Annotated in this window: 18 protein-coding genes and 1 pseudogene; 2 read left to right on the plus strand and 17 right to left on the minus strand. The window is 64.7% G+C overall.

Going from position 1 to position 23037, the window contains the following annotated elements; genetic code table 11:
• Nucleotides 1-23: 23 nt before the first annotated feature.
• Together ASC93_RS24295 and ASC93_RS24300 are read left to right on the plus strand one after the other, a co-directional pair.
• The gene (locus ASC93_RS24295) at nt 24-1736 is read left to right on the plus strand and encodes an ATP-binding protein (protein ID WP_056448722.1); all 1713 of its coding nucleotides are present in this window, start codon (nt 24-26) and stop codon (nt 1734-1736) included.
• A 90-nt stretch (nt 1737-1826) separates the two neighbouring features.
• Nucleotides 1827-2129, plus strand: a complete 303-nt coding sequence (locus ASC93_RS24300) for a hypothetical protein (protein WP_056448725.1) — start codon at nt 1827-1829, stop codon at nt 2127-2129.
• 41 nt (nt 2130-2170) lie between these two features.
• Here the strand turns inward: ASC93_RS24300 and ASC93_RS24305 are convergent, their stop codons facing one another.
• The 17 genes and pseudogenes from ASC93_RS24305 to ASC93_RS24375 all read right to left on the minus strand — a co-directional run bounded on the left by ASC93_RS24305 (nt 2171) and on the right by ASC93_RS24375 (nt 22973).
• Nucleotides 2171-3634 carry an FAD-binding oxidoreductase gene (locus ASC93_RS24305; protein WP_082548317.1) on the minus strand — a complete coding sequence of 488 codons (1464 nt, stop codon included), beginning with the start codon at nt 3632-3634 and terminating at the stop codon, nt 2171-2173.
• A gap of 155 nt (nt 3635-3789) precedes the next feature.
• Nucleotides 3790-4236 carry an STY0301 family protein gene (locus ASC93_RS31145; RefSeq protein WP_157202106.1) on the minus strand — a complete coding sequence of 149 codons (447 nt, stop codon included), beginning with the start codon at nt 4234-4236 and terminating at the stop codon, nt 3790-3792.
• Complete coding sequence (locus ASC93_RS24310; protein ID WP_056448729.1) at nt 4233-4730, minus strand: BPSL0067 family protein; 498 nt, start codon at nt 4728-4730, stop codon at nt 4233-4235. Before ASC93_RS24310 ends, ASC93_RS31145 begins: the two co-directional genes overlap by 4 nt.
• A gap of 11 nt (nt 4731-4741) precedes the next feature.
• On the minus strand, nt 4742-5233 hold the full coding sequence (locus ASC93_RS24315) for a type VI secretion system tube protein Hcp (RefSeq protein ID WP_056448732.1): 492 nt from the start codon (nt 5231-5233) through the stop codon (nt 4742-4744).
• 271 nt (nt 5234-5504) lie between these two features.
• Nucleotides 5505-5606 (minus strand): annotated as a pseudogene (locus ASC93_RS32390) (IS5/IS1182 family transposase); the annotation flags it as partial.
• 145 nt (nt 5607-5751) lie between these two features.
• Nucleotides 5752-7938: a P-loop NTPase fold protein gene (locus ASC93_RS24320; RefSeq protein WP_082548318.1), complete on the minus strand. Its 2187-nt coding sequence runs from the start codon at nt 7936-7938 to the stop codon at nt 5752-5754.
• Between the two features lie 256 nt (nt 7939-8194).
• Complete coding sequence (gene tagF / locus ASC93_RS24325; protein ID WP_056448738.1) at nt 8195-8806, minus strand: type VI secretion system-associated protein TagF; 612 nt, start codon at nt 8804-8806, stop codon at nt 8195-8197.
• Nucleotides 8803-12330, minus strand: coding sequence for a type VI secretion system membrane subunit TssM (gene tssM / locus ASC93_RS24330; protein WP_056448740.1), 3528 nt, complete (start codon nt 12328-12330; stop codon nt 8803-8805). Before tssM ends, tagF begins: the two co-directional genes overlap by 4 nt.
• A 24-nt stretch (nt 12331-12354) precedes the next feature.
• Nucleotides 12355-13683, minus strand: coding sequence for a DotU family type VI secretion system protein (locus ASC93_RS24335; RefSeq protein WP_082548320.1), 1329 nt, complete (start codon nt 13681-13683; stop codon nt 12355-12357).
• A gap of 45 nt (nt 13684-13728) precedes the next feature.
• Nucleotides 13729-15060 (minus strand): type VI secretion system baseplate subunit TssK, encoded by a 1332-nt coding sequence (tssK, locus tag ASC93_RS24340; RefSeq protein WP_056448746.1) that lies wholly within the window; start codon nt 15058-15060, stop codon nt 13729-13731.
• Nucleotides 15061-15095: 35 nt separating this feature from the next.
• Complete coding sequence (gene tagH / locus ASC93_RS24345) at nt 15096-16733, minus strand: type VI secretion system-associated FHA domain protein TagH (protein WP_056448749.1); 1638 nt, start codon at nt 16731-16733, stop codon at nt 15096-15098.
• Between the two features lie 57 nt (nt 16734-16790).
• Complete coding sequence (locus ASC93_RS24350) at nt 16791-18284, minus strand: serine/threonine-protein kinase (RefSeq protein ID WP_056448752.1); 1494 nt, start codon at nt 18282-18284, stop codon at nt 16791-16793.
• 13 nt (nt 18285-18297) lie between these two features.
• Entirely contained in the window at nt 18298-19176 is an 879-nt protein-coding gene (locus tag ASC93_RS24355; protein ID WP_056448754.1) for a DUF3365 domain-containing protein, read from the minus strand.
• A gap of 37 nt (nt 19177-19213) precedes the next feature.
• Nucleotides 19214-20110: a hypothetical protein gene (locus tag ASC93_RS24360; protein WP_157202108.1), complete on the minus strand. Its 897-nt coding sequence runs from the start codon at nt 20108-20110 to the stop codon at nt 19214-19216.
• A gap of 7 nt (nt 20111-20117) precedes the next feature.
• The gene (locus ASC93_RS24365; protein ID WP_056448760.1) at nt 20118-22091 is read right to left on the minus strand and encodes a type VI secretion system Vgr family protein; all 1974 of its coding nucleotides are present in this window, start codon (nt 22089-22091) and stop codon (nt 20118-20120) included.
• 16 nt (nt 22092-22107) lie between these two features.
• On the minus strand, nt 22108-22497 hold the full coding sequence (locus ASC93_RS24370) for a DUF4280 domain-containing protein (RefSeq protein WP_056448763.1): 390 nt from the start codon (nt 22495-22497) through the stop codon (nt 22108-22110).
• 29 nt (nt 22498-22526) lie between these two features.
• Nucleotides 22527-22973, minus strand: a complete 447-nt coding sequence (locus tag ASC93_RS24375) for a hypothetical protein (protein ID WP_056448766.1) — start codon at nt 22971-22973, stop codon at nt 22527-22529.
• Between the last annotated feature and the right edge of the window lie 64 nt (nt 22974-23037).

A 23037-nucleotide genomic window follows, 5' to 3' on the forward strand; every position in this document is an offset into this window, starting at 1 on the left:
AGAAGCTGCAAGAATTAATTACCATGACGAAATTAAAGTTCCCGGAAGACAAATCCAAAGAGCCGGCGCTCGAAACGCTTGCACACGGATTGCGTCGTATCGCAACCGCCGACGCGGCGACGGTGCGGCAGGAAACGGTAGCCGTTGCGGCGACGCTGTGCGGTGCCGAACGCGGCTATTGGCTCGCCGCCGGGGACATCCATCGCGCCGATGCATCGGTCGCGGAGGTCGTCGAGCATGCACGGCGCACGCGCGAGATCGTCTGCACGTGCGGCACGGCCTGCTTCGCCGTCGGCGACCCGGCCAGCGTATTCGGCGTGGTCGTCCTGGAGCATGCGCGGGTGGCCGAGTGCGGCACCACATTACTCGGCATCCTCGCCACGTCGGCAGCGGCCGCGCTGGTGAATGCAGCCCTGCGGGACGACGTCGAACACGACCGCGCGATGCGCGCGCAGTCGGCCGCGGAGCTGGCCTTTGAACAGACCCTGCTGCGCACCCTGGTCGACAATATTCCATTTCGCATCTACGCCAAGGACCGCGCCAGCAGATTCTTGTTCGGCAATAATCGAATGGCCCGCCTGGCCGGCGTCGACACGCCCCCGCAGCTGATCGGCAAGACCGACTACGATTTTTTCCCGACGGAGCTGGCGGCCAAATATTTTGCCGACGAAAAGCAGGTCATGGACTCGGGCCAGTCGCTGTTCGATTACGAGGAACTGGTGGAGGACCAGGACACGGGCGAGCTGGGATGGACCGTGACGACCAAGGTGTTATTGCGCGACGAAGACGGCGCGGTGAACGGCATCGTCGGCATCGGTTACGACGTTACCCAGCGCAAGCAAATGGAGGCGCGCCTGCGGGAGCGCACCCAGGCGCTGGAAGTCGCCAATGCCAGGCTGGAAGCCGAAAAAGAACAGCAGCAAATCCTGATCCGCAAATTGAGCGACATGCAGGGCCAGTTGCTGCAATCCGAGAAAATGGCCTCGATCGGCCTGCTGGCCGCGGGCGTCGCCCACGAGATCAACAATCCGCTGGCGTTCATCAGCTCGAACTTCGGCGCGCTCGAACGCGACGCCAGGGACATCCTGCGTCTGATCAACGCGTTCGAAGGCGTCGAGGCGCTGCTGCCGGGCGAAGCCCGCGCACCGGTCACCTTCATGAAGCAGGACATCGGCCTGGACGACATCCGCCAGGACCTCGACGCCCTGTTCCTCGAATCGCGGGAAGGCCTGCAACGTGTGAAACACATCGTGCAGAACCTGAAGGATTTTTCGCGCCCCGGCGAAATCAAGAAAGAAATGGCCGATCTCGAGCAGGGATTGAACAGCACCCTGAACGTCGCCTGGAACGAAATCAAGTACAAGGCGGAGGTCGTCAAGGAATACGGCGGCGTCCCGGCATTGTATTGCCTGCCTTCGCAGATCAATCAGGTCTTCCTGAACCTGCTCATCAACGCAGCCCACGCGATCGAAGGCAAGGGCAGGATCGTCGTGCGCACCGGGTACGACGCCAGCGTCGTCTGGGTCGAGATCGAAGACGACGGCAGCGGCATCGCGCCCGAACATCTCGACCATATTTTCGAGCCGTTCTTTACCACCAAGCCGGTCGGCAAGGGGACGGGGTTGGGCCTGTCGATCGTGTACGGGATCGTGCAAGGGCATCATGGCACGATCGACGTGGAGAGCACCGTTGGCAAGGGGACGATGTTCAGGGTGACGTTGCCGCGGTCGACGTAGCGCGTCGCGGCCCGATTCCCCGGCCGGCGCTGCGGTACACTTGAGTGGACGCCCCTGCCGGAAGCGGCCAATCCAGAACCCGGGAACCCCATGAACGACTACATCTTATTCATGCACGACGACGTCGTCGATGCCGCCATCGCCACCGACGAACAACGGTGGGGACAATACATGTCGGGGCTGCGCGCGTCCGGCCAGTTCGACGGCGGCAGCGCGATCGGCAAGGGGATGGTTTTCAAGAAGGACGACGACGCCAAGCCCGCAACGACGAGGGTGTCCGGCTACCTCCGCGTGCGCGCCGAGAACGCGGAGGCGGCGCAGCGATTCCTGATCGGGAATCCGAACTACGAAGCGGGCGGCACGGTGGAGATCCGGGAACTGCCGCGTACCTGACGCGCCCGCCGTGTCCCGCCACGCGGCGCCGGTGCGGCGTCTCAGTCGCCCGAATCCGCGGGCGCCCAGCTGCGCCGCGGCGCACCTTCCCCTGCCGCGCCCCACAACACCTTGCCGGGGTTGAGGATGTTCTGCGGGTCGAACACGCGCTTGATGGCGCGCATCAGTTCGACCGCGGGCAGCCCGGCTTCCTGGACCAGGAAATCCATCTTGTGCATGCCGATGCCGTGCTCGCCCGAGCACGTGCCGTCGAGGCGGATCGCGCGCTCCACCAGCCGGGCGTTGAGCAGCTCCGCGCGTTCGCGCTGCGCCGGCTCGTGCGGATCGATCAGGTAGCCGAAATGGAAGTTGCCGTCGCCGACATGCCCGACCAGGAAGTACGGCATGCCCATCGCGTCGGCTTCGCGCACCGATTCGAGCAGGCATTCCGCGAGGCGGCTGATCGGCACGCAGGCGTCGGTGCTGATCGCGCGGCAGCCAGGCATCGAGGCGATGGCCGCGAAATACGCGTGATGGCGCGCCGTCCAGAGCCGCGTGCGCGCCTCCGCGTCGGTCGCCCAGGCGAAGGCGGCGCCGCCGTGTTCCGCGGTCAGGGCCTCGACCGATTCCGCCTGTTCGCGCACGGACGCCGGCGTGCCGTGGAATTCCATCAGGAGCATCGGTTCTTCGCGCAGATCCAGCTTGCTGTACCGGTTCACCATCCGCACCGCATTGACGTCGAGGAGCTCCATACGCGCGATCGGGATACCGGATTGCACGACGTCGATCGCGGCGCCGACGGCGTCGACGATGCCTGGAAACGAACACACGGCCGCCGACTGCGCTTCCGGCAGCGGATGCAGGCGCACCACGATCTCGGTGAACACGCCGAGCGTGCCTTCGCTGCCCACCATCAGCCGGGTCAGGTCGTAGCCCGCGCTGCTCTTGCGCGCACGCGTCCCCGTATGCACGATCTCACCGGCGGCCGTGACCACCTGCAGGGCGAGCACGTTCTCGCGCATCGTGCCGTAGCGCACGGCATTGGTGCCGCTGGCGCGCGTGGCGCACATGCCGCCGATCGATGCATCCGCGCCCGGATCCACGGGGAAGAACAGCCCCGTGCCCTTCAGCGCCTGGTTCAGTTGCATGCGCGTCACACCCGGTTGCACCGTCGCCGTCATGTCCGCGGTATCGATGGCGAGCACGCGGTTCATGCGGCTCACGTCCAGGCTGACGCCGCCCCGCACGGCCAGCAGATGGCCTTCCAGCGACGACCCGGCGCCGAACGGGATCACCGGCACCGCGTACCGGCCGGCCAGTTCGAGCAGCGCCTGGACATCGCCGACATCCTCGGCGAACACCACCGCGTCCGGCGGATTCACGTCCACGAACGACGATTCGTCGCGCCCGTGCTGTTCGCGCACCGCGGCGGCGGTCGAGCAACGGGGGCCGAAGCGGGTTTGCAGGTCGGCCAGCAACGGGGCCGGTAGGCCCTGGTTCGGGTCGGGGGTCATGCGGTCATTCATTCCAAAATTCCTTGTAATTGGTGCGTGCCGGAAGATTGTCTCTTATTCTGTGTACGGGCGACACTGCCGCCGCCACAGTACCGCACAAGCAACTTCCGCCTCGACGACATCACCTGACCGCAGGAAGGCGTGACGTATTCCGTCACGGACAGAAATCAGGGAGATGAACGCTCACAAACAGCGTTGGCGGTCCATGTGCTTTTGTTCGGACCGCTTGCTTTTATCTCCCTGACCTGCACCGTACAATTGCCGGCCTTGGGGGCCAGTTTCACCCACCATTTGGCGCCGCCATAGGACATGGTTTGGCCCCACTCACGCGTACCAACGAATCTACCCTTGATTCGTCTATTGGCGCCGTATGCGCAGACAAGCCATCCCTGTTCATCGTCGGCGAAGCCATAGTGTATGTCGCGGCCGCCGTCGACGGCCTCGTCATCGCCGTGCAGATAACCGTCACCGTGGAGTTCACCCCACATCATGGAAGCACCCGTCAAAGGAGCGGCGGGAGCGTCCTTGCCGGGATAGCCCTGCGGACATTTGTAGACCTGTGCGCTGACAGCTGTGCAAGACATTGCCAAGGCAACGAACACGAGCGTTCTCATGGAACCACCACGACGTAAAATTCGTTCGCGTTATCGCAAGGCGATCTGCGGCTTTGTCTTGCCTGCTCAGGAGTGTAGACGCGAACCGGCCGAGTACCGGGCGCGTGCGAACCATCAGCCGTCGCGCTTTTCCACTGGTCAAACATGACGATCTGGCTGGGTTTCCCTGTCACGACGCTATAGCCTTCTCCCCTTACGAATAACGCCGCGTGATGGCCATGCGAATTTGGATAAACCATTTTCCCATCCTTGAGCACAAAGTTCGCTATCACGGTGCCCGGCTTCAATGTCCTGGCAACGTCCACGACGCGTTCGCCCGGTTGCCATCGACTCGTATGACCGACGTTCGTCAGCTCTTGCGGAAGTCTGGCGCACTGCCCATCGGCGATGAACGTCAATTTGTTGTGATCTTCATTCCAGTCTACGAGCCTTTGCTTGGCCCACTTATCCAGCAAGGCTTTGAAGTCACCGGGGTAGACAACCGGATGCGGCATGGCGGCCTCCGTCAGGCGCAGATCTTGTTTGCAGCAGAGTCCCAGCCGCCCGCGGTGCTGCCGCCGGCGCCTCCCGCGATCTTCTGCTGAGTGTACGAGCATTTGAATTTCGAGGACGCCAGATGTACGGACTCGGTAATGATGCCGCCATTGCCACTGGTCGGCGCGACATTTGAAATCATTACGTTTTCAAGCTCGATTTCAAAGTATTTGACGCGAGAGCCGTCACCATCAGCGCGGAAGAACTCGAACTTGGCCTTGGGGATCGTCTTCCCTGCGGCACAGGTTTGGAACAGAAGAGGTGAGGCCAGATCGGCCAGCTTGTCGAAGCTGACCTCGTGAACGTCGGCCTTGCCGCTGGTGTGGCCGCCGGCTGTTGACACGGCTGTGGCCCTCGGTTGAGTTACGCCCCAGCCGACGTTCTGGACTTCAATCCAGCCCTTGTGCTTGTCGTCCGTTGACTCCCCTCTGATATCGCCAATCTGCAAGTAAGCGTCGAGCATTTTTATCCTCCCAATCAAATTTGAGAGATGATTTTTGCCCGAATACTGGCGCGCAGATTTGGGAACGGTCAGCAGCCCAAGGAAAAACAACTAATAATTGAGTCCGAACAAAATACTTTAAGATTCGCTGGTTCAGGACAGAGTTCGGGCGCGGGCGCTTCCAAAAGTTCGGCCGGCCAGCATCAGATTCGCGAACGCGAACAATGTATGCAACTGCACAGTGTTCTTCGTCCGTGGGGGGTAGTACGGCAGCAACACCGCAACCAGGGCTGGCCTCGGGCGTTACGGCCTCAATCTCGGCCAGGAACCGGTCGTCTCTCGTCTGCTTTTTCTTGTGCGTGAACTCGGCGTCGGAAAACGTGGTTTTCTTCATGGCGGCATCAGCAGAAATCGAAGCCGCTATTGTGCCTGCTCGGCATGGCGGGGCGGGGCGGGCGAGTCGACGATTAAATCAGCACTTCTTTAAACATGTCGTAACGACGATCGGGGCGGCAAAGCGCACGCCTTGGAACCCTCATTCAACCACCGCGCGTCAACCCTTTGAGCTGTTCCGACTGTTGTTTAATGGCCCGCGTCCAGTCGGGTGTTGCAATCAGATTTATGAGCCAAGAATATTCTTCCATGAGTGTAGACGCTCGAATACGGTCGACAAGTAAGGTCACGTCCTCCACCAAAGTGAATGAATCGACTTTGTTAAACGGACTATCCTTCACATGTGGAGCAAGAAATTGGCGAAGTCCCTCGTCGGTAGCGCAAATTTTAGCTACCGCTTCATAGGTTTCCCTGTACGCGAAGTTTAGTTGAGCAAATCGGTAGAGAATTGAATTCATCCTTGACTCTCTAAACATCGTACCTTCGGCAACGTTATGCCGAACTTTCTCTGTCCAAGTAGAAATCGCTGCATCAACGGCCTCACCCTGTTGTATCAACTGGGCCTCAGGCACCTTAATCATTTCGGGGCGAACCGCCCATTTTCCTTGCTCCGCAGCCGCCTCAAGCAGAACTTTCTCGGAAATAGATAAAGGCATTCGTGAAATGGCCTGCTGAAAGCACCATACGCGTATATCGCTGGAAGCTTTTCTAATTAGCCGCGCTTGCACCTTTGCGAACAGTTCGGCCAACTCGACTGTCAGCTCTGCGATAGACTCCGAACGGAGCGCGCAATCTATTAATGTTGCAGTGCAACCCTTGGCGTCGACTAACTGGCAAGATGGCAAATAGTTATAAATCCATTCGAGGAGAAAAGCCAGTTCAGCATCCTCAGTGTCTGCAAGTGCTTCTGCGAGCGCTTCTGGATTTGCGAGCTTCTCGTGGATATCATTGACTTCTGGCACACTTTCTAGCGAGGTCATGCGGAAGTATCTCGCCAGTCGATCCGGATCGACAAGGTGCAGTTCATCTTCCGGCACGTGGCCGTGCTTTCGCGAGCCCTCGGGAAAGAGAAAGATACACGCTTTCGTCGCTGCAGTTCTGTCTGGTTCCGAATGAGGCAGATGCTTTGTCCACAGCGGTTGATCGCTCTTCCGCTCCACCTCTTGCGAAGCCCATTCCTTCCAATCGAAATCCTCGTCATCAAATCCGAAATCGCCACGAAACGCCTGCCCCGTGAAGTCAGCTGGATGGCGGTGTACGCTCTCGCGTAGATCTGGGAAACGCTGTGATAGGGCCTCAAAAACGATAACATCCGTTATGTTGACCTCGTTCTGAATTGCCGGAAGACTCAACATGAGCCTGTTCATCAGACGGACAACATCCCTCGGGTGACGTGCCAAACGAGTGAGGTGTCTTATCGCCTTCTGATAGACCGCAGTCTCGTAGTCCCGTAGTTCCACGGCGATTGACGAGAACAAAGCCTTGAGCTGTCTATCAACGAAATTTCTAAGCTGATATTCAAACAGCGGAGGGATCGGATATGCTACCTGGACTATCTTTTCCAAGTACGAAAGCCCAGCCTCAGCCTTGCCGTTTCCGAGCGCCGTCGCGACAACATCTCGATCATATGCTAGCAAATAAGTCGTCCTAGGAAAGTCAGCAACTGCCTTAATCGCTTGGACGACCGTGCGAATCTCTTCCGCAGGTAAGCGGTCTACATCGTCCACAATCACTACAATGGGGCGGTCAAGGTCGCGTAGGGCCTCGACAACCTCGGCCTTTCGCTTCGCAAGATCGATAGTGGGGAGTAGTTTCCTAAGGTCTTCGAGTGCATCGTGCGCGTCCTTAGCGCCGCCGGCAGCGTCGCTGGCGATCTCTGCCACGTCCTCTGCAAGGTTACCGGCGAACGCAACTCCCGGAACATACTTGAGGTATTTAAGGTGCTTAAGGTGCTTAATAAGTCCAACATATCCAAAAAGCTTCTCTCCGGCTTTGATTGCCTTCTCGGAAGACCGAGGATCGAAGTTAATCGCTGTAGCGATCTGCGTTACCAATATGTCGACTAGCGCTCCAGTGTTACTCACCATCCAAGGATTAAAGTCTACAACGATGGGTTTGGAAATGTAGTCACCAACGTTCGGCAGCTCCTTTTTCACGAAGCCGATCACAGTACTCTTTCCGCTCCCCCAACCTCCCTCGATACCAACAACCATACCGTCACCCGCGCTCACGGACAAAAGTGCTTTCGCAAGCGATTTTGCGAACTTATCGCGCCCAAGGGCGTCAGATTCGGCCGGGCGATCCGACATGTATGCTGGAGCAATCATATTCATCCGAATTGCAAATACTAAAATGAAGACAGGCCTCTAGCTGCTTGTTGGCCAGCCTCGACGAAAACCTTAGCCAGCGCGTCGTGTCTGAGCAATCCCAAATAGAATCGACTGGGCCTAGTTCTCCATATCGCCAGCGCTTTTTTAGCGGTCGAGTGACCGCATCCGGTTGCTCACGGAAACTTTTCGGAGATCGTGAGTACGCAGTTACTGTTAAACCAAGCCACGCCTTAAGATTTCAAGCGCAACGTGATTTTTCCTAACTCCCATTAAGCATCTCTGCAAACCTCTGCCCCCTCGGCAATCCCGCACACACGAGCATCGACGGCCCAACCCTTGGCGAACCCTCAGTCCACCACAAACTGTGCCCCTGCAACGCAGCCGCAACGACCCGCTCGCCAACACCCTCGTCGAGCGCAAACCGCCACATGCCGTCTATCAGCACCACCCGAACATCCACCGCCACGCCGGGTTCCGGCAGCTCATCAAACTGCGCCAGCCTGAACCCCGCATCCAGCGACGCCCGCGCCAGATCCTCGATCGCGTCATACCACGCACCGTGCTTGTGAAACCAGTCCAGCAATGGCGGCGCGCCGACGGCGCCTATCATCAGCGGAAAATAACGCCCGACCCGATCCACACTGGGCATCATCACGCCCCCGAGTCCCTCCGGCCCGAGCACGCCGGGCGAGATCGCAAACCGCCATACGGGACTGGTCAGATAGTGATCGAGCCACTGATCCCCAAGCTGCAGCTGGCTCGCGTGAATGCACTGCTGCAGCCACCCATCCCACGCCGCCACCAGCCCGTCGGGCAGCCCGCGCGACACGAAGTCGCCGAGCGTGGAGACTTTGCCGAAGTACCCGGTCACAGCTTGTCCACGCAGCGGAACTGTTCCAGCACGGCGCGGCGGAACGGGTTGACGACGCTGCTCGCGGTCAGTTCCAGCGCGGCCTTGCGACCGTCGGCGTCGAACGTCACGTTGTAGCGTTCACCCTGCGCCGTGGGCACCACGGTCGCCTTGTCGAGCATGCGGAACCACGCCCACGGCCCTTCCGTGTGCAGCGTGCCGTGCGCGCTCGCGGGCGTGACGTCGAGACGCACCTGCCCGCCGCCCTTCCCGCTCGGCAGCTGGAACGATGCGGGCGTCAACGCGCCCGGCGTGGCGCTCAAGACCTGGCCGTCGATGTCGAGCACGAACTTGGTGATCGCAGGATCAAGCGCCACCGGCTTCAGGTCGAAGCGCATCGACGCCTGGCGGCCGCCGTTCGCGAAGAACGCGTCGCGGATTTTTGCGGCGCGCTGGAATGCGTCGAGCGTTGCTTGCGGGATGCCGAGCGTGCCGTCGTTCGCGGTCGCGCGCCAGCGCCACTGGGCGCCGCCCATGTCGACGTATTGGGCCAGGTTCTTCGCGAAGAAGTCGTCGATCAGGCCGCCCGGCGCGAACAGCTTGCCGAAGTCGTCGGCGGTGACGTCCTGCGCGGCGGACTTGACGATCGGGTAGCGGCCCGCGACGGCCTGGCGGCAGAACTGCGCGGGGCCCGCAGTCCACAAGGCGTTCAGGCGTTCGCGTTCGCTGCCGGACGCGAGGCCCGCGCCGCCGCTGTCGATCGACTTCAGCATCGTGCCCAGCGGCGCCGGTTTGCCGTCCGCTTCCAGCTTCACCTTGGCGAGCGCGTCGCCCGGCGGCGGCGGGGCGCCCGTGCGCTTGGCGGCGGCCGCGCTGTCCAGGTAGACGGCGACGTCCTTCAGCATGCCCAGCGTCTGGTCCAGCGGCGACGGGGTACCCGCCGTCATCTTGTGCAGGTCGTCGAAGTGCGCGTCGACCGGGTTCGCGGACTTCGCGGGGGCCGCCGGCGCGCTGTCGTCGCTGCTCGCCATCGCGCTTTCCAGCTTCTTCTTGTACGCGTCCAGCTTGCCCTTGACGGCCGCCGTCACGGACGCCGCCAGCGGCGTCTTCGTGCCGCCCAGCGTCGTTTCCTTGCTGGCCGCGACGAGGAATTTGCGCATCGGCGAATCCGCGCCGGACAGCAGATTGGTGATGCGCGCGCCCTGTTCCAGCGTGCCGAACGGACGCAGGCTCACGTCGGCCAGCAGCGCGTCCCATTGCGCGATGTAGTCGTCGTAATACAGGCGCAGCACGGCCTGGCCGACCTGGTCGCGGTTGCCGGCCTGCGTCGCCTCCTGCTGCGCCAGCACCCAGCGTTCTTTCTCGACGTCGTCGACGGCCTCGTTGCTCATCGCGAGGAATTTGGCGTAGCCGGCCGGCGAGAACATGCCGTTCACGCCGCGCGTGATGGGCTCTCCGCTCTTGCGCACGAAGACGTTCGCGGCCTCGCGCCCGCCCGCGCTCGCGGGACTGAACTCGGGCAGCTTTTCGCGCATCAGCTGGCGTTTCAGGCGGTTGTAGACGCGCTGTTCGAGCGGCATGCGCGCGAGGGTCAGGCGCGTATCGCTGATCAGCTGCGGATCGAGCCGCGGCATCGCCTGGCCGTCGCGGAAGTTTTCCATCAGCGCCAGCTCGTGCGCGGCCAGGGATTGCTTCTGGTCGTCGCTCGCGTCCTTCAGGTTGCGCGCGTCGTCCAGCGCCGCCCAGGCCGCGACGGACTCCGCGTCGAAGCGGCTCGCGTCGCCCAGCATCAAATAGACGCGCAGGACTTCGTACAGGTACTCGGGGCTGTTGGCGCCGTTGCGGCGCAACTGGTCTTCCATGCGCTGCTGCAGGCGCGGCAGCAGCGTGTCCTGCAATACCTTGCGGTAGGCGATGCGCGCGGCCTCGCCCAGTTTGTCGCCCTGGTACAGGCCGAAACGCATCGACAACGGCGCGCCCTTGTCGCGATCGTCGTAGCCGCCCGGCAGCGTGCGCAGCGCGTCCAGCACGGGCAGCAGTTGCACCGTCGATCCCTGCGCGGGCAAGGCGGCCACCTGCTTGGCGATGGCGGCCGATTTCGCTTCCATGTCGGCGACGTACGCCCGGTTGCGCACATAGCTCGTGATCATGCCGGCGCCCAGCAGCACGAAGACGATGGCGATGGCGGCCACCGAGCCCCATTGCAGCATGCGCCGGCGCTTTTCCAGCGCATGGTTCACGCCCGCCAGTTCGGCCTCGGGGAACATCACCTGCTGCAGCAGGTTCGTGATGAAGTAGCTGCGGCCGCTGGCGGCGTTCGGCGCCAGCGCCTGGCGCTCCAGGCCGAACGAGGCGGCCATCGCGCTCATCACGCGGTCGAGCGGGCTGCCCTCCTGCGTGCCGCTGCTGAAGTAGACACCGCGCAGCAGCGCCTCGCGTTCGTAGCGGTTCGACGCGAACACGTCGTCCAGGAAGCGTTTCAACACGTCCTGGATGCCGGCGAACTGCTGCGGGAAGCTGTAGATCAGCGCGCGCTTGTGCGGGTCGCGCTCCTGCTGCATGCGCGCCAGAACGCGTTCCTGCAAGCGCTGTTCGAGCTGCTCGAATTCGGCGGGGAACGCGGCCAGCGCGGCGTCGCCGTCGGCGCCGTCCTGCAGCGGGAAGGTCATGCCCCAGACCTGCGCGCGTTCCTCGCGCCCCAGGCCCTCGAAGTATTCGACGAAGCCGCCCAGCAGGTCGCACTTCGTCACGAGCACGTACACGGGGAAGCGCACGCCCAGCTGGTCGTGCAGTTCCTTGATGCGGTCGCGCAGCGCCTGGGCCTGCGCCTGGCGGCCCGCGTCGGTGTCCTGCAACAGGTCGCTCAGGGGCACCGTCACGATGACGCCGTTGATCGGTCGACGGCGGCGGTATTTCTTGAGCAGTTGCAGGAAGCCCGTCCACGCGGCCTTGTCGGCGCCGGCATTGCTGTCCTGCGTCGTGTAGCGGCCAGCCGTATCGAGCAACACGGCGTCGTCGGTAAACCACCAGTCGCAGTTGCGCGTGCCGCCCACGCCGCCAATCGCACCTTTGCCCAGCGCGTCGGCGAGCGGGAATTTCAGGCCGGACTGCGTCAGCGCCGTCGTCTTGCCGCTGCCCGGTGCGCCGATGAACATATACCACGGCAGCTGGTACAGGCCGCCCTTGCCGCCCGTCTTGGTTTTCTTCAGGATGGCGATGGCGTCCTGCATGCGCTTGTTCAGTTGCGCCACTTCGGCCGCGCCTTCCGGCGGCGGCGCGGCGGCGGGCTGCTCGTCCGCGCCGGCCACGCTCTTCATCAATGCGCGGTTGGCGCGCCAGGCCTTGAACCAGCGCCAGCCCAGCCAGCCGGCCCAGATGGCGAAGAAGATGAGGATGAAGGTCCAGCGTACCGTCTCCGATGCGAACGGATAATGGCCGTCGTAGGACACCAGCGGCGCCTCGAACCAGATGACCAGCGCGAGCAGCAGCACGCCCAGGAAGGCCAGCACGGCGGGCTTGATCAGCCAGGTGAAGAACTTTTTCATTGCGTGTCAGTTTTCGTGTTGGTCTCAGTTCGCCGCGGCGGGCGTCAGCAGGACGATCTCCACGCGGCGGTTGCGCGAGCGGCCGGCCGGCGTGTCGTTGGTCGCGAGCGGCTCCGAGTCGCCGCGGCCTTCCACGCTGTAGCGGGATTCCGGCCCGGCGCGTTCGGCCAGCAGGTCGCGCACGGCGGTCGCGCGGGCCTTGGAGAGTTCGTAGTTGGACGGGAAGCGCGCCGACAGGCCGGGCTTGGTGTTGTCCGTGTGGCCGACGACGATCACCTTGCCGGGCACGGTCTTCAGTGCGTCGCCGATGCGGCCTAGGAGGCCGAGATAGGCGCCGGACACGTCGCCGCTGCCCGACGCGAACACACCGTCGCCTCGCAGGGTGACGACGGAACGGTCGGCGCTGTCGACGACGGTGACGAGGCCTTGTGCGATCTCGGGCGCGAGGAAGCCCGCGAGACGCGGTACGGTCGGCGCGGGTGCGGGCGGCGTGGCCACGGGCGGCGGCGCCGTCTTCAGCGACAGCAGGTTGGCGAACACCGGATCGGATGCGCTGCCCAGCCGGTGGCCGAGGAAGAGCTGCAGCAGGATGAGGATGACGGCGGCGCTGGCCGCCATGATCCACACGGGGACCATGCGCCATAAGGGCTCGCCCTTGCCGGTGGCGCCCTTCCAGTGCGGCGACAGCTCGGCTTCCACGGGCGCCTTCTGCTGGGCGATCAGCTGCTGCAGGCGTTCGCGCAGCGCGTCCAGCTGGCTGCGGCCGTTGTCGATGACGCGATAACGCCCTTCCAGGCCGAGCGCGAGGCACAGATACATCAGCTCCAGCGCATGGACGTTGGCCTTGGGCGCCTGCGACAGCTTTTGCAGGATCAGGAAGAATTTCTCGCCGCCGAACGCTTCGTTGTGGAAGGCCACGAGCAGGCTGCGGCTGGCCCACACGCCGCCGCCGCCCCACGGCGTCGACGAGATGGTCTCGTCCAGCAGGGTGCACAGCGCGTAGCGCGCGGCCGCGATCTGGTCGTGCTCCACGTGCGCGGCTTTCGCGGACGCTTCGAACGTCTTGATCGCGCCGATGAGCTGCATGCGCAGCGCCTCGACGTCCGGATGCGACGCCATGCGGCGCAGCGGCGGCACGAGGTCGAGCAGCGGATTCGCGGCGCGCACGAGCGGGTTCAGGCCCGCGCCGTGCAGCTGGGCCGGCGCGTCGCCTGGCGCGGGACGCGGCGGCGGTGTAGTACCTGGCGCAGCCGGCGTGGCCGGCGGCTGGGACGGCGCCGTGCGGCGCCCGCCGGGTGCGGGCACGAGCACGGTGCGGTCGGGGTCCTGCATCGGGTTAGTGGGATCGCTCACGTGCGGTCCTCCTGGTTCGTGGGACCGCTGGAGCGGTCCTCCTGATTACTTGCGGATTGCCCAGAACTCCATTTGCAGCCCCGGGTACTCGTTCGGGATGTGCATCGCGAAACCGACGGAATTCTGCAGCTGGGCCCAGTGCTCGCCGGTCTTGTCGAGTTCAAAATAGGTGTAGCCGGCGTGGAACGGCAGCTGGCGCGGCGCCACGGGCAGCGCGCGCAGGGCGATGCCGGGCAGCTGCAGGTTGACCAGGTCGCGGATCTTTTCGATCGATCCGATCTTGACCATGGCCGGGAAGCCGCTGCGCACGGCTTCCGGCGGCATGTGCGCGTTCACCGCGAGCACGAACGTCGCGGCGCGCAGCAGCTCCTTGTCCGGCACGACGGCGACGCGGATGCCGAACTGGCGTTCTTCCAGCGTGAGCGCGACGGCGCGCGGATCGACGACGAGCGACAGCGCCGCGCGTACGTCCTCGATCAGCGGCGCGAAGCTCTCGCTCAACCGGTCGTGGCGGTACACGGGATAAGGCACGGCGCGTTTATCGGGGCGGCTGAACGTCGACAGTTCGCCCGCCAGCTGGGCCAGTTCCGCATACAGGCGTTCCGGATGCAGGCCCGTCATGCCGGCCAAGTGGCCGAACAGGGGCAGGCCGCGGTTCAGGAGTTGCAGCATCAGGAAGTCCGCGATCTCGGCGGCGCCAGCGACGCCGGGCTGGCTGAGTCTCCCCGCCAGCGCCTGCGCGCGCTGGTTCAACAGGCCCACCAATTCGTCGGCGAAGGACGACAGGCGCGGCGCGACGCGGAAGTCCAGGCACGGCGGGCAGTAGGACGGATCGAGCACGACGCGGTTGTCCGGCCGGCGCTCGATCACGCGCGCGATGCCGAGTGTCGTATAGGCGTTGGCGACGTCCTTCTCGAGCGCGACGCGCAGGCGCAGGCTGCCCACCTGCATCAGCGCGCTGTTGTCGAGCCCATTGCTGTCCATCGCCTCGTAATCGACGGGACGGTGGCGCGCGAAGTCGTCGAGACCTGTGCCATCGCTCGTCTCCGCGATGCCCATGCGGCGCAGCGGCAGCGCCAGCACGATCAGCGCGTCGCGCGCATCCTCGGGGACGTCGAGTGGCTCGGGCAGCGCGCCGTCCTGCGGCAGGTTCAGCGTCGTGCCGTCCGGGAGCACGGCGCTTGCCGCCAGCAGCGCGAGCTTGCCCTGGGCCAGCAGCTGTTCGTCGATGACCAGCTTCGTGAAGCCCCACGCGTAGGCGCGCACGCCAGCGACGCGTTGTTCGATCACGTTGTGCAGGTAGCGGTCGTGCTGTTGCAGGTGCTGGGGCTGCAGCAGCATGCCCTCCGACCAGATGACTTTACTATTCCAGGACATTCGTAGGCAGTGGTTGAGTATCGGTTGATTGGAGTTCAGCGGCGCGCCTGGCGCAGCAGCGCGACCTGTTCCTCGTAGGCCTTGCCGAAGGCTTCGCCGAACAGGCGGTGGAAATCGCTGTCCGCCTCACTGGCCATCTGCGTGTACAGCTCGACCATCCGGTCCCACATCTTGGCCTTGCGGCTCGATGCGAGCATCTTGTCCATCACGGTCGGCACCTGCAGCCGCGCCTCGATGGCGGCCGGGTCGAATCGTTCGAGCACACCGGCCAGCGCGGCGCGCATGCCGGCCATGATCGCCAGCTCGTGCGCCTTCAGGTCGTCGAACGCGTTGGCGAACGCGCGCGGCGGCGCCATATAGCCGGGCATCGTCCCGCCCATCATCTGGGTCAGCGCGCTGTCGGCGTCGGGGAAGAATTTCAGCGGGTTGTTGGCGGCGGCGCCGATCATCGTCATGTCCAGGCGGCTTTCGCGCTTGGTCATGGCGCGGCCCATCAGCACGCCCATCGTGCCGGACGTCGCTTCGCGCAGCATGGCGCCCGCCATTTCCGCGATCTCCTCGGCGCTGCGCTTCGTGCTCAGTTCCGTCAGGCCCAGGCCGCGCATGAGGGCCTGGATCACGGGATCGTCCACGGCCTTGCCGCCCGCCGCGCGCGGTGCTGGCGCCGCTGCCGGTGCCGGTGCCGGTGCCGGCGGTACGGCGGCGGCGGGTGGCGGCGCGAACGCCGGCGCAGGTTCGGGTTCGGGTTCGGATTCGGGCGCAAGTTCGGCAAGCGGCGGCGGCGCGGCCGGCACGGGCATCACGGCCGGCGCGGCGGGCGCGAACGCCGTCGCCTCGGCCTCGTCGGCCGGCATGGCGGGCGGCACCTGCGCGACTGGCGGCGCGGGCGGCAGCGCCGGCACCGCCTGCACGCGCGGCGGCAAAAAGTCGGCCAGCGGGTCGTAATCGTCCGGGATCGCCATCGACGGTATCGCTTGCGGCTGCGGCTGCGCCACGACCGGCGGCGGCGCGAAATGCGATGCCGGCGCGGGCTGCGAAACGGATTGCGGCATATGCGGCGGGGGCGCGAACGGCAACTGCTCCGGCGGCACGTGGTCGCTCTCGGCGCCACGCCACGCCGGCACGCTCGGCGCGGCGGCCGGCGCCGGACTGCCGAACAGGTTCAGGCCGAGCGGATCGAAGCTGGGGCTCAAAGGATCGCCGCCCACGTCGAGGATGCCGGCGCTGGCCAGCGAATCGTCCGGATTCACGGGCAGCTCGGGCGTGACGGCGGCCGGCGCGGGCGCAACCTGCAGCGGCGACGTCGGCAAGGGAGACGCCACCGCGGCCGGCGCGGCGGGCATGAACGCCGTCGCCTCGCTTTCCACGCTCGCGAGCAGTTGATAGTCGCCGATGGTGACGCGGTCGCCGTCTTCCAGTTGCACCGGGCGGCCGGCGCCGACCGGGCGGTCGTTCACGAGGCTCGGGTTGCTGCCGACGTCGACGAGCCAGAACGCATCGTCGCGGTACTCGACGCGCGCATGCAGGCGCGAGATGTATTTGCCGGGATCGTCGAGCACGAGGTCATTGCCGGGCGCGCGGCCGATGGCGCCGCCCAGGCGGTCGAAGCGCCGCGTCAGCGCCTGTGCCGGCGCCGCGTTGCGGTACGTGTAGACGCTCAGAATGATGGGCATTGGAGTCCTGGGATGATCGAACGATTATACAGTTGCATTTTGTTGAAACCCAAGCACTCAGCCCTTGCTCACGTCCTTGAGGAAGCGCGCCCGTTCCTGCGGGTCCGGCAGGTTCTCGGCCAGCAGGCGATAGAACTCGTCGACGTTCCCCGTCATCTTGGACGCGCGCTTGGCCAGCACCTTGGCGATCGGGCCCACGTACACGGCCAGCTTCATCTGCGCCGCGTCCATCAGCTCGGGGCTCAGTTGCAGCAAGGTGGGCATCCCCGTCATCTGCGTCAGCTGGGTGCCGGTCCGGACGGCGCCCGCCTGGCTGCGGCCGCTCATCGTCGACAGCGTGGAGAGCCCGTGCTTCTTCTTGATCTCGCGGATGCTGTCCTGGAACTGCGCGCGGCCAGCGTCCGAGCCGATGTGCGGCAGCAGCTTGTTGCACAGGTCGTCCAGGTCGACGGCGTCGCGCGCGGCGTTCTTGAGCACCAGTTTCGCCACGGGGCCGATCTGCGTCGACAACGCCGTCTGCAACTCGGGCGCGAGGCCCTGCAGCCATGGCGGCGCCGCGCCGGTGAGGCCGGACGCGCTGCCCGTCGCCGCGGGCATGCTGCCGTGCTGCGACGCGCTGGCCGGATGCGCGGGCCGCGCCGGCTCGGGCACGGCCGGCCGCTGGAACGCGAGCACCGTGCGTTCGTTGTCCTCGTCGGTGAGCGGCACGCCGCCGGTCTGCTGCATGTACGCGGCGCTCAAGGCGTCCAGGAAGGCCAGCGCATTCGGGAAGCGGTCTTCGGTGCGCTTGGCCATGGCCTTGGCGAGCACCGTGTCGAAGGCCGGATGCAGCGACGGCTGGCGCTCGCTGGGCCGCGGCGGCATCTCGTGGATGATCTGATGCATGACGGTCGACGCCGGCCCGCTGAACGGCCGCGCGCCCGTCAGCATCTGGTACAGCACGATGCCGACGGCGAACAGGTCGGAGCGGCCGTCAACGGTCTCGCCCTTGAACTGTTCGGGCGACATGTAGCTGGGCGTGCCGATCACGGCGCCCACCTGCGTCAAGGTCGAGGACTCGATCTTGGCGATGCCGAAGTCGGTGATCTTGACCTGGGCGTCGCCGGTGATGAGGATGTTGGCCGGCTTGATGTCGCGGTGGACGACGCCGCGCGCATGCGCGTAGTCGAGCGCGCGCAGCAGCTGCGTGATGCAGGTGATGCTGGCGGCGAGGTCCATCGGCACGTCCTTGACGAGGAAGGCGTTCAGCGACGTGCCGTCCACGTATTCCATCGCGATGTACGTCGTGTCGCCGTAGGCGCCGAAGTCGTACACCGCCACGATGTTCGGGTGCACGAGACGCCCCGAGGCCTGCGCCTCGTTGCGGAAGCGCGCGACGATGTCGCTGTCCTGCAGCCCGTCCTGCAAACCGTCCAGCAGCTCGTGCCGGATCGTCTTGAGCGCGACCGTGCGCGCGATGTCGGCGTCGAACGCCTTGTACACCACACCCATGGCGCCGCTGCCCAGCACGCCGTCGATGCGGTACTTGCCGATCTTGTCGATTGTTGCCATTTGCTGTCCTGCGTTACTCTTCCAGCATCTTCAATGCGCTGGCGAGACTGGTGCGCATGCGGTTGAACGAGCGACCCAGGCCGCTGATCTCGTCGTTGCCCTTGACGTCGAATTCGTCGGCCTCGAACTTGCCCATGCTGACGTCGTCGGCGACGAAGGCCAGGCGCTTGATGCGGCGCGTGACGAACAGGTGCACCATCACGTTCAGCGCGATGAAGACGGCGACGAACACGCCGAACAGCGACAGCATGAAGGTCTTGAAGATCGAACTGGCGCGCGCGAGCGGCACGGCCATCGGCACCGAGATCACCTGCGCGCCCACCACTTCGTTCAGCTTCCAGCCGAAGCCGTTGTTCGGGCCATAGATGTCGACCATCGTCTTCGGCGCGTCGGCGGCCGTCGTGTGGCAGCTCAGGCACACGGGGTCCTTGATCTGCAGCGGACGCGCGATGTACAGGCTGTGGCCCGTCGCGGTGTCGCGCTCGCCGACGAATTCCTTCATGTCCGGCTTGTTGCGCAGCGTCTGTATGACGTCGACCTCCCAGTCCGACGCCTTGTCGCGCAGGTTGGTCGGGTTCAGCGTCGCTTCCTTGTACGCGAAGTCGGGGTAGGACTTCAAGATCACGTTCAGGTTTTCGACGGCGGAATACGACGGCACCGACTGCGGGTGGAACTCGAACTTCATCTGGTTCTTCAGCAGCGGCTGGATCTGGCTGGCCGTGTAGCCGCGCACGCTCTTGGCCGCTTCCAGCAGCAGGCGTGCGTTCTGCAGCGTTTCCTCGCGCGCGCTCTGCTTGAGCAGACGGTCCGCGACGACGCCGGCGGCGAGGAAGCCGACGGCAAAGATCGACACGAACACCAGGTTGAATTTGGCGGCGATCGAAAGTTTCATGATGTGTTCTCCTGATTGAATTCTGTGTGGTCCGGCGTCAGAACAGCGAACCGCTGGACGGCCGGACCGGGTGCAGCACCGGCTTCCAGTCGGGGCTCTGGCCGAGCGCGCGGTCGAGCTGCTTGCGGAAGTCGGGGTCGGACAGGCGCGGCCTGAAGCGCGCCACGAAGCGCCGGCGCGCCGGCAGCGTCGACGCCAGCCAGTCGTCGACGTCGGCGAAATCGGCCTCGCCCTCCTTCGAAGGCGGCACCTTGCCGGCGTTCTTCACGGCCGGCACCTGCGCCAGATGGTCGCGGAACGGCGCCGGCATCGCGCCCACGAAGGCGCGCGGCGGGCGGCCCGCGACCGGTTGCGGCTTGCCGGCGTCGACGCCGGCGTATTGTTCGGCGGGCAGCTTGAGCGCGGCGCCCGCCTTGCCCTTTTCGTCCACGCGCGCGACCTGCTGCTCGCCCTCTTCCGCGAACACGGCATCCTGGCCGCCGCCCGCGTGCACGATCGTCGAACCGGATGCGAGCGCCACCTGCAGCGCGGGCGTGACGACGACCGCGCGGCGGCCCTTGGCGTACACCTTGATCCAGCCCTGCAGCAGCTCCATCTCGACGGCCGACGTGGCCGCGGGCGCGAGGTCCGCCACGAGCACGCGGCTGTGCGGGCCGAGCGCCACGATGGCATCCGCGCCCGCTTCGACCTGTGCCCCGGCGTCGCCGGTTTCGAGGATGTCGTCCTTCTGCACCGCGACGCCGCTGCCGGCCTTGTACACGGTCGCGCCGCGGATCAGGCGCAGCGGCTGGTCGGCCAGCGTCAGCACGGCGCGCGGCGCGGTTTGCGGCGCGGCTCGTACCCGCCCTGCCGGCGCGCCTTCGCCCGCGGGCTCCCCGGCCCGGACCACGACGGCCGCCAGCATCAGGCAGGCGAATAGAATACGGTTACGCATGACGTTCTCAATTGATCTTCACGAGCGCGCCTTCGATGGTCATCACCGCACCGGACTTCACCTGCATCATCGCGCCCGCCTTGATCTCCATGTTGGCGTCGGACTGCACCGCGATTTCCACGGACTTGATGGTGATCTTGGCCGGCTCGATCTTGATGCTGCTGCTCCCGACCTTCAGCTCGATCGAGGTATTCGCCTCGACGACGATCGTGTTGCCGACCTTGACGCTCTGGTTGTTGTCCACCTTGCGCGTCTCGTCGTTCTTGACGGTCGTCGTCAGGTTGTTGTCGATCGCGACCGTCTGGTCGTTCTTCACGTGCACCTTGCGGTCGTTGCCGACGTCGAGGCTCTGGTCGTTGGCGATCGCGATGGTCTGGTCGCCCTTGTCCTTCTTCTCGAAGCCGACCTTCAGCGTGTCGTTGTTCTTCACGACGCGATTGAAATCCTTCTCCGCCTGGACGAAGATTTCCTCGCTGTCCTTCTTGTCCTCGAAGCGGATCTCGTTGAAGCCGTTGCCACCCTTCGACGTGTTCGACTTGATGGTCGACTTGGTCTGGTCGTCCGGCAGCGTGTACGGCGGCAAGGCGTCGCTGTTGTAGACGCAGCCCGTCACGAGCGGGCGGTCCGGGTCGCCCTCGAGGAAGCTGACGACGACTTCCATGCCGATGCGCGGCACGAACATCATGCCCCAGCCCTTGCCGGCCCAGCCCTGCTGCACGCGCACCCAGCACGAACTGGCTTCGTCCGCCTTGCCCAGACGGTCCCAGTGGAACTGCACCTTGATGCGGCCGTATTTGTCGGTCCAGATCTCCTCGCCCGCCTTGCCGACCACCATCGCCGTCTGCGGTCCCTGCACGAACGGCTTGCGCGCCGTCGCCGGCGGACGGTAGCTGTGCTCCTTGCCGATCGCCTGGAAGCTGCAGCGGAAATCGAGGCCGGTGGCGGCGCCGTCCGAGCGGTAATCGATGCCCGTGATTTCCGTCTCGGCCGACGTGATCAGGAAGGCGCGGTTCTGGTCGTCGCGCGGATGCTCGGCCAAGGTGAACAGCGCGCCCGTCGTCAGCCCGCGCGCATTGCCGCTCGCGTCGATCCGCTCGCCCTGCCCGTGCAGCGCCTCCATGCGCGCACGCGCGAAGCCGTTGCCGGTGTCCATCACCTGGTAACGACCGGGGTAATCATAGTGTTCGTAACTCGCCTGCTCGAAGGGCGCGGGCACCGTCGACTTGACCAGCATGCCGCCGTTGATGCTCGCCGACGCCTTCTCGAAATCGAAGTCGCTCAGCGCCATCACGCTGGGCTGGATCTCGCCGCCCGGGTTGAGGAGCGTCACCGCCTCCTGCAGCGGATCGCGCCCCGCTTCCTCTTCGCGGAACGAGATGGTGTCGTAGCCGCTCACCGGGACGTGCGCGCCGTAGCCATCGGCCAGCACCATCGTGTGCTTGCCGTCCTCGTGCCTGAAGTAGAAATAGATGCCCTCTTCTTCCAGCAAACGGCAGACGAAATTGAAGTCGCTCTCGCGGTACTGGACGCAGTACTCGCGCACCGCCGGCGTGGCCGCCAGCATGCATTCGTCCACCTCGATCGCCACGCCGTACGCGCCGGTGACGGCCTTGACGATGTCGATCGCGCTCTTTTCCTGGAAGATGCGGCAGTTGGTGGCGCGCGTCAGCAACCACAGGCTCGGATGCACGGTCGCGAGATACGACGGTTTGCCGTCGCGCCAGCCCTGGTAGGAAAAGCGCGTGACGATGCCGTGGAAATGACGCTTCCCGCCTTGCGGCAGGTCGACGCTCACGGTCATGCCGGTGCCGAGGACCTTGGCGATCTTGATGTCGTCGAGCTCGGACGCGAGCTCGATGCGGAACTCCGACAGACGGCCCAGCGCCTCGCTGCACTGCATGCGTTTGAACAGCAGCGTGTCGTCACCGTAGACGGTCTTGACGGCGACTTCGCGGTTGGCTTGGGTAGGCAGGATGGGCATGCGCTGGCGGACTAGGTTAAGGAATCATGGTCTTGACGGTGCCGGCGTTCGTGAAGCCGATCACGCCACCCCAGTTGCACATGCACTTGGAGACGTTGTCGAGCGCCGGCATGTTGGCGATGAGGACCGTGGGCGCGCCGGGCACCCATGGCGCGGACGTCGCCGGCACGCAAGGCATGGGCGTGAGCACGCCCAGCGCCGCGGCCGTGGCGGCGGCCACCGTCGGATTGGCCGGCGACTGGCACATCCCGAACGGCATGATGTTCACGAGCGGGATGTGGTCCATGATGTTGGCGGCGGGCGGCCCCTCGGCCAGCACCTTGTTCTTCGGCAGGACGACGAGCGACGACGGTGCGGCACCGAACGTGCAGGTCATCATCGCGCCCATGGAAACTTGGTTAGGCATCGTTTCGTTCCCGGATGATACCAGCCGGCTCAATACACCGACATGTTCCAGCCTCTTTTCTTGTGCTTGGTGGCGGCGTCGAACGTGGGGGCATTGTTGACTGCCATCTCACCCGTCGAGTGGGTCGCCTTGGTGAACTGCAGCCCGTAGCAGTCCTTGCCCAGCGCCGGATCCACCAGCCTGACGTAGAGGTGGAACGCGCCGACCACGTTCGAGCACCGCACCGTAAAATGGTAGGGAACATCGAAGACGCCGCCTTCGGACTGATGCAGCCCGATTTCGACCGTCAGCGTCTCGGTCTTGGAATCGATGGCGGCCTTCAACTGCGTAAATTTGCTTTGCACCAGGGCTGCCGCCGAGGTGATGATGGTCGTCGCAACCGCCTTGGTGGCATAGTACTGGACCTCACTGTCGGGAAACTGACCATTCTTCGTGATCACCGGCAGCGATACCCAGTCGTTGTTAAATTTGAGCATATTGTTGTTCTCCTGGCTGAATCAAAGGTTCACTTAAAGAGTGCCGGCAAGGCATGGGCGATCC

Origin of the sequence: Massilia sp. Root335, assembly GCF_001425685.1 — a bacterium.
Classification (GTDB): Bacteria; Pseudomonadota; Gammaproteobacteria; order Burkholderiales; family Burkholderiaceae_D; genus Telluria; species Telluria luteola.

What these genes read in the sequence shown, in the direction of transcription:
- ASC93_RS24295 (WP_056448722.1), top strand. Translation starts at nt 24, where the DNA reads ATGACGAAATTAAAGTTCCCGGAAGACAAATCCAAAGAGCCGGCGCTC.
- ASC93_RS24300 (WP_056448725.1), top strand. Translation starts at nt 1,827, where the DNA reads ATGAACGACTACATCTTATTCATGCACGACGACGTCGTCGATGCCGCC.
- ASC93_RS24305 (WP_082548317.1), bottom strand. Translation starts at nt 3,634, where the DNA reads ATGAATGACCGCATGACCCCCGACCCGAACCAGGGCCTACCGGCCCCG.
- ASC93_RS31145 (WP_157202106.1), bottom strand. Translation starts at nt 4,236, where the DNA reads ATGAGAACGCTCGTGTTCGTTGCCTTGGCAATGTCTTGCACAGCTGTC.
- ASC93_RS24310 (WP_056448729.1), bottom strand. Translation starts at nt 4,730, where the DNA reads ATGCCGCATCCGGTTGTCTACCCCGGTGACTTCAAAGCCTTGCTGGAT.
- ASC93_RS24315 (WP_056448732.1), bottom strand. Translation starts at nt 5,233, where the DNA reads ATGCTCGACGCTTACTTGCAGATTGGCGATATCAGAGGGGAGTCAACG.
- ASC93_RS24320 (WP_082548318.1), bottom strand. Translation starts at nt 7,938, where the DNA reads ATGAATATGATTGCTCCAGCATACATGTCGGATCGCCCGGCCGAATCT.
- tssM (WP_056448740.1), bottom strand. Translation starts at nt 12,330, where the DNA reads ATGAAAAAGTTCTTCACCTGGCTGATCAAGCCCGCCGTGCTGGCCTTC.
- tssK (WP_056448746.1), bottom strand. Translation starts at nt 15,060, where the DNA reads ATGTCCTGGAATAGTAAAGTCATCTGGTCGGAGGGCATGCTGCTGCAG.
- tagH (WP_056448749.1), bottom strand. Translation starts at nt 16,733, where the DNA reads ATGCCCATCATTCTGAGCGTCTACACGTACCGCAACGCGGCGCCGGCA.
- ASC93_RS24350 (WP_056448752.1), bottom strand. Translation starts at nt 18,284, where the DNA reads ATGGCAACAATCGACAAGATCGGCAAGTACCGCATCGACGGCGTGCTG.
- ASC93_RS24355 (WP_056448754.1), bottom strand. Translation starts at nt 19,176, where the DNA reads ATGAAACTTTCGATCGCCGCCAAATTCAACCTGGTGTTCGTGTCGATC.
- ASC93_RS24360 (WP_157202108.1), bottom strand. Translation starts at nt 20,110, where the DNA reads ATGCGTAACCGTATTCTATTCGCCTGCCTGATGCTGGCGGCCGTCGTG.
- ASC93_RS24365 (WP_056448760.1), bottom strand. Translation starts at nt 22,091, where the DNA reads ATGCCCATCCTGCCTACCCAAGCCAACCGCGAAGTCGCCGTCAAGACC.
- ASC93_RS24370 (WP_056448763.1), bottom strand. Translation starts at nt 22,497, where the DNA reads ATGCCTAACCAAGTTTCCATGGGCGCGATGATGACCTGCACGTTCGGT.
- ASC93_RS24375 (WP_056448766.1), bottom strand. Translation starts at nt 22,973, where the DNA reads ATGCTCAAATTTAACAACGACTGGGTATCGCTGCCGGTGATCACGAAG.